The sequence below is a fragment of the Aquabacterium sp. A08 genome (assembly GCF_011742065.1).
This window is the reverse complement of record NZ_JAAQQT010000692.1, coordinates 17162-22674: the sequence shown is the minus strand read 5'-3', so window position 1 is coordinate 22674 and position 5513 is coordinate 17162. Positions and strand designations below refer to the sequence as shown.

General features: G+C 70.3%; 4 protein-coding genes. 1 reads left to right on the top strand and 3 read right to left on the bottom strand.

All coding sequences use genetic code 11. The features are described from left to right. Positions 1-334: 334 nt before the first annotated feature. Complete coding sequence (locus HA630_RS19685) at positions 335-925, bottom strand: flavin reductase family protein (RefSeq protein ID WP_166837051.1); 591 nt, start codon at positions 923-925, stop codon at positions 335-337. A 58-nt stretch (positions 926-983) separates the two neighbouring features. Further along, entirely contained in the window at positions 984-1310 is a 327-nt protein-coding gene (locus tag HA630_RS19680) for a thioredoxin family protein (protein ID WP_371809304.1), read from the bottom strand. Positions 1311-1572: 262 nt separating this feature from the next. Between HA630_RS19680 and HA630_RS19675 the strand changes: the two genes are divergently transcribed. Further along, positions 1573-3171, top strand: a complete 1599-nt coding sequence (locus HA630_RS19675) for a phosphoethanolamine transferase (RefSeq protein ID WP_166837048.1) — start codon at positions 1573-1575, stop codon at positions 3169-3171. Positions 3172-3191: 20 nt separating this feature from the next. Here the strand turns inward: HA630_RS19675 and HA630_RS19670 are convergent. Further along, positions 3192-5513, bottom strand: a 2322-nt coding sequence (locus tag HA630_RS19670; protein WP_166837047.1) for a bifunctional diguanylate cyclase/phosphodiesterase, incomplete at its 5' end; no start/stop codon positions are given.

The window sequence follows — 5513 nt, the reverse complement described above, 5'->3', positions numbered from 1 at the left end:
TCCCCGGCCTCTCGCTCTGGTTGCCTCAGCTGATGCGCAGTTGACTGCGATACGGTCGCACATTGCCCATGGCTGCGATGCCGCCGCCCTTCGGCGCCGGGCCCTGCCCAGAAAAAAGGCAGGGTGAACGCCCGCCTTGCAAATCAACGCCTTGCCCCACTTCGCGGGGGCTTGTCCACAGGGTTGCCCACGCGGGTTGGGGATGACGGCCGGCACGCCGATCCCGCGCCATGCCGACCAGACACCCGCTGGCGGGTCCTCGTTGGGCCAGGCCACCCACCCGGCCTCGGTGCAGGAAGGCGCGGAGGCGGCTGGACCGCCCCCGGCGCAGACCTCATCCCTGGACCGTGCCACCCGCCACGATGAACTGGCCACCGGCCACATGGTGCAAGGTGCGCAGTTCGGCGGGGGCGGTGTCGAAGTGCCAGCGCCCTTGGCGGAAAACCCGCTCGTCCGCCCAGGCCGCCTCGACCCGGCCAATGAACAGATCGTAGGTGTGCTGGTTGTGCGGCTCCGGCAGCAGGCGGCAGACGAGCCAACCCACACAGCCTTGCACCAGCGGCAGGTCGTGCCCCGGGGCGGTGAAGGTGGGCACCTGCAAGCGCGCCAGTTTGTCGGGCATGTTATGGGCGCTGTGGGTGCCCACGGCCACCGTCAAGCCGGCCTGGGCGACACAGGGGAGTTGCAGGGCGAAACGGCCGCTGGCTTCGACCAGTTCGCGGGTGCGGGTGGCCTTGTCCAGCACCACGGTCACTTTGGGCGCTTCGCCGAAGTCGAGCACACAGGCCCAGGCGGCCGCCATTACGCCGTCCACACCCGCCTGGCGGGCGGACACCAACACCGTGGGGCCGTGGTTCATCAGGCGGTAGCACTGCGCCAGCGGCACGGGGGCGAAGTGATCGGGGCAGGTGTGGGCGTTTGACATGGCACCCACTGTAGCGCGTGTGCCCGGCCGGTTCCGGTGGGCCAGGGCCCCAGCGCGCTCACCAGGCCTTCAAGGCGGCTGAAATGTCCGCGGTTTGCTGGGGTCTGACCAGGCGGGCGACTTCCCGGCCGTCGCGCAACAGCACCAGGGTCGGCCAGAGCTTGACGCGAAAGCTGCGGCCCAGCGCCCGACCGGGGCCGTCTTCCACCCGAAGGTGGCGCCAGCGGCCCTCTTGCGTCAGCGCCTCGGCCAGCGCGGGTTGCGCGGCACGGCAATGGCCACACCAGCCGGTCCCGAATTCCAGCAGCGTCCAACCAGGCCAGGCGTCCACCTCGGCACGTGTAGGGGCCTCGGTGGCACCGAGGTAGAGGACAAGCGCACACACGCCGGCATTGTGACCCGTTCGGTGGCGCTTGTCAGCGAGGGGGGGCAACCAGGGCCCGCCAGCCCGGCCGTGGGCCGCGAATTCCACGCCGCCCCGTCGTCGAAGCGGTCGGGGCGGCCCCATGGGCCCATGCCGACCATGGGATTGCTGGCTGTGTCCACGTCCGCCCACCACTTGCGGGTACGCTGCACGCCGTTTCACCCCCTCAACCCGCCGTGTCGGCGCCCCCGCACAGCCACGGCACCCGCCCCCGAAAGCAGCGATGACCCCGACCTCGCCCCGCACCTCACTGGCCTTGCTGGCCGCGGCGCTGCTCCTGTCGGCCATCATCTTGGGCTACGACGGCGCGCGGGTGCTGCAGGTGCTGGTGTTGGCCTTGCCCGCGTGGATGTGGCTGTGGTGGCCCGGCCGCTCGCGCGCCGTCCGCGGCCTGCAAGCCGCCACCGCCGGGGTGCTGGGTCTGAGCTTCATCCTGGACGGGGCCGTGCGCGGCTTCATGCTCGATGCTTACGAAGCCAGTCCGGCCAGTGCCTTCGTCCTGACGGCGGTGGCGAACACCACCGCCCAGGAATCGTCCGAGTTCGTGTCGATGCACTGGCCCAGCCTGCTGCTCTGGAAACTGTTTTTGCTGGCCTCGCTGGCGGTTCTGTTCGCCGGCCTGCGGGCCTGGTGGCGCCAGCCGCCGGCGCCCCTGAAAGCCACCGGCTGGCGGGTGGTGGCGGCGGCGGTGCTGGTGGCGCTGGGGCTGGTGGCCCTGGTCAGCAAGCCCTGGCGCCAGCACCACCCTGTGGTGTTTTGGCCTGGGTGGGTGTCCGAGGTGGCGGCCTTGCGCAACCAATGGGCCAACCTCGGCGAGCAGCGCGCCCGCCTGCGGGCGCGGGCCCGCGCACAGGCCCCCGTGACCACGCCGGACAGCCCGGACACGCTGGTGCTGGTCATCAGCGAAAGCATCAACCGCAACCACCTGTCGCTCTACGGCTACGCACGCGACACAACGCCGCGGCTGCGGACACGGTGGCAGCAGGAGCCGTCGAAGCTGGGCGTGTTTCGGCACGCCTGGTCGGTGGACGCCTCCACCGTGCCGGCGCTGCGCAATTTTTTCTACTTCGGCCGCACCGGCGCCGACGGCCAGCATCTGATCGCCCTGGCCGCCAGCGCCGGTTACCGCACTTGGTGGATCAGCAACCACGACGACCTGGCCATCGACCAGGAACACGCCCTGCTGGCCGACCGCGTGCACATGCTCAACAAAACCCCGGGGCGCTCCAGCCCGTCGCTGGACCACGCAACGCTGCCGGTGCTGCAACAGGCGCTGCAGGACCCGGCCCCGCGCAAGTTCGTGGTGGTGCACCTGCTGGGCGCCCACCCCCATTACGGTCTGCGCTACCCGCAGGCGCAGGGCCCGTTCGAGGATGCCCGCGACGGCGTGGACCGGCAGATGAAGGCCCAGGGCCGCTCGCTGCGGGTGCGGGCCCTGCGCAACGAATACGACTCGGCCCTGCACTACCACGACTCGGTGGTGGCGCAGAGCCTGGACCTGACCCGGCAGGCCAGCGGTCACGCGGTCTGGATGTACTTTTCGGACCACGGCCAAGAGGTGGGCAGCCAGAGCGACCACACCGGCCACAGCGCCCACCACGCCGACGGCTACCGGGTGCCCCTGCTGCTGTGGGGCCGGCGGGTCGAGGCCCTGCCCGAACCGACCTTTGACCGCCCCGTGCGCACCGACTGGCTGGGGCACAGCGTGATGGGCCTGCTCGGCCTGCGGTGGCCAGGCCAGCGGCCCGAGCGCGATGTGCTCGGGGAACGGTACCAATGGACCGCGCCGCCCCTGCCGGTCGGGGTGGATTTCGGGACTTGAGCGGGCCGGCGGCGCGCGCCTCAGGCCACCACGTACTGGTTCACAAAGGCCTGCCAGGGCTGCGGTTTGTCGAAGAAAAAGCCCTGCAGCACCTTGCAGCCGTGGTGCGACAAAAACTCCAGCTGCGCCGGTGTTTCCACGCCCTCGGCCACGGTCTGGATGCAGAAGCGGCGCGCAATCGACAGGATGGCCTGCACCAGCGCGGCGTCGTCGCCATCGACCTCGATGTCGCGCACAAAGGCCCGGTCGATCTTCAGTTCGTGCACCGGCAGGCGCTTGAGGTAGGCCAGGCTGGAGTAGCCGGTGCCGAAATCGTCCAGCGAAAACCGGTAACCGGCCTTGCTCAGCGTCACCACGCTCTTGGCCAGCCGGTCCTGCAGCAGCACCCCTTCGGTGATCTCCAGCATCAGCGCCGCCGGGTCGATCCCGGCGTCCTCGACCAGCCGCTGCAGCTCGTCCTGGAACTCCTCGCGCTTGAACTGCTTGGGGCTGATGTTGACCGAGACCACAAAATCCGGGCGGTGGACACGCACCCGACGGGCGATCTGCACCGCCTCCTGCAGCACCTGCCGCCCGATGTGCTGGATCAGCTCCGACTCCTCGGCCACCGGAATGAACTCCGCCGGGGACACCCAGCCCCGCACCGGGTGGCGCCAGCGCAGCAGCAGCTCGCCGCCCACCAGCCGGCCCGCCGGCGACCATTTGCCCTGCATGAACAGCTCGAAGCCGTGGTTCAGCACCGCCTGACGAAGGTCGTGGTCCAGCTGCAGCCGGTCCGCCACCGCCTGCTGCATGGCGGACTCGTAAAAGCGCACGGTGCCGCGGTTTTCGCCCTTGGCGCCGTACATGGCGGTGTCCGCCTCGCGCACCAGGTCTTCGGCGGTTTCCTGCTCGTCCTTGGGAAAGAAGGTCACGCCCACGCTGGCGCCCAACGCCACCGACTTGCCCTCGATGTCGATGGGCGACTCCAGCACCCGGATCAGCTTCTGCGCCACCCCGTGCGCGTGCAGCTTGGCGGCGGTCATGTCCGCGCTCAGCCGGGGCAGCAGCACCATCATCTCGTCGCCGCCCATGCGGCACAGGGTGTCATCGTCGCGCAGTTGGGCCAACAGCCGCGCGGCCACGTTCTTGAGCAACTGGTCGCCCGCGCCGTGGCCGTAGCTGTCGTTGATGCGCTTGAAATGGTCCAGGTCCAGGTAAAGCAAGGCCCCGTGCTGGCCGTGGCGGCGGGCCGAACTCAGCGCGCGGTTGAGGCGGTCCAGCATCACCAGGCGGTTGGGCAGCTCGGTCAGCGGGTCGGTGGTGGCCGCGCGGTGCAGCGCCTGCTCCACCCGTTTTTGCGCGTCGATGTCGAGGTGGATGCCGGCCATGCGGGTGACGCGGCCCTGGGCGTCGCGTTCGATCACGGCCCCGCCGCACAGCACCCAGCGCCACTGCCCGTCGCCGGTGCGCAGCCGCTCCTCGAACTTGAAGGTGGACTGCTCGCCACGCAGCACCCGGGCAATCGCATCGCGGCACTGCAGTTGGTCGTCGGGGTGCACCAGGTCGCGGGTGGCCACGGTGCGGTGCGCCAGGCCCAGGCGGGCCAGCCAGCCGCTGGACAGTTCCAGCTCGTCGCTCGCCAGGTTCCAGGTCCAGTGGCCGATGTCGGCCGTCTGTGCCGCCAACTCGATGTATTGCCCGGCGTGGATCTGTTCGGTCTGGTCGGAAAACGCCACGATGCGTTCGGCCGACGTGCCCGAGACGTTGGGCAGCGTCGCCAGGCGCACGTCCAGCCAGCGCGACTCGGCACGGGCGTTTTGCACCGCCACCAGGCGCTGGGGGCCGCCGGCGGGCTGCTGCGCCACCTGCTGCAGCAGGCTGGCGAGCTGGGCCGACACGTCGGGCCCGTGGTCCGTCGTGCCCCCGGACAAGATGCGCTGGGCCGCGCTGTTGAGGCGGTGCACCCGGTGCTCGCCGTCGTGCAGCGCCAGGCCGATGGGCACCGCTTCCAGCAGGGCGTCCAGGTGCTGCTGGCGCAACACCAGTTCGGTGATGTCGGTCTCGATCGCGACGAAGCCCACGAAGGCCCCGGCGTCGTCGTGCAGGGGCTGCAGGTCCACGTCCATCCAGTACGGGTGGCCGTCCTTGGCCCGGTTCAGGATGTGGACGCGGGCGTGTTCGCGCGCCCGCACCGCCTGCCCCAGCGCCGTGCGCGCCTGCTGTGACGTGCCCTGGAACTGCAGCAACTCGCCGGGCTTGCGGCCCACAGCCTCCTGGGCGGTGTAGCCGGTGACCCGCTCGAACGCGGCGTTGACCCAGGTGATCAGACCGTCCGGGTCGGACAGGATGACGACGTTGTG

Excerpts from the sequence above, each read along its gene's own strand:
- HA630_RS19685 (WP_166837051.1), bottom strand. The coding sequence starts at position 925 with ATGTCAAACGCCCACACCTGCCCCGATCACTTCGCCCCCGTGCCGCTG.
- HA630_RS19675 (WP_166837048.1), top strand. The coding sequence starts at position 1,573 with ATGACCCCGACCTCGCCCCGCACCTCACTGGCCTTGCTGGCCGCGGCG.